1 protein-coding gene is annotated in these 732 nt (G+C 53.6%); it reads left to right on the plus strand.

The genetic code is table 11. The features are described 5' to 3' along the window. Positions 1–520: 520 nt before the first annotated feature. Positions 521–730 (plus strand): S-layer homology domain-containing protein, encoded by a 210-nt coding sequence (locus tag WMO66_RS01925; protein WP_349134726.1) that lies wholly within the window; start codon positions 521–523, stop codon positions 728–730. Positions 731–732: the final 2 nt, after the last annotated feature.

The following is a 732-nucleotide window of genomic DNA, read 5'->3' on the forward strand; positions in this document are numbered from 1 at the left end:
ACCTACCAGTTCCCGGCGGGCGGCTGCGTGATCACGGACTTTGCCGACGGGAAGATCATCGTCCAATAATCAAAAACAGTTTCCGGCCCGGCGGCATCCCCGCCGGGCCGGTGTCTGCAGCGGCGTTCCCTGAGTGCCATGGGCAGTTACAAGTTTCCGGATACCCTCGCCGACCGCACCGGCTCCCGGATTGTCATTGCGGGGCCCCAAAGGGGCCGTGGCAAGCTCGCAGCGCCCGGCCGGATCACAGGCTGTCCACAGCAAATTCAAAATTCCTTCGCACATCGTCCCGGCAGCATCCCCGCCGGGACTTTTTCCATTTACCGCACTGCATATTATTGAAAATTACGGGATGTTTTCTGTTAAATATTGACAAATAAGTTAAGACGTGATATGCTGGCCTTACCGGGGAAGGAAGGGAGTCCCCGGAATGAGCTGTTCCGTCACCATAGAAAGTAAAATACACGAAAGGAAGAAGGACAGGTAAAAACATCATTTGACTCGTCTATGCAGCATCCTTTTGCTCGCTGCGCTGTTGGTTTCTCTCACCGTACCGCTGGCCTCGGCCTATTCCGACGTGACTCGTTCTGCTTTTCCGGATTACTTTGACGCGATCAACTATGTAACCGATAATGGCCTGATGAACGGGACTTCATCCACGCAGTTTGAACCGAATTCCTTTCTCAGTCGTGCGATGCTGGTCGGTGCAGTATGGCATTCGCTCTATTAATT

This window comes from Faecousia intestinalis, assembly GCF_040096185.1.
Classification (GTDB): domain Bacteria; phylum Bacillota; class Clostridia; order Oscillospirales; family Oscillospiraceae; genus JAZOXB01.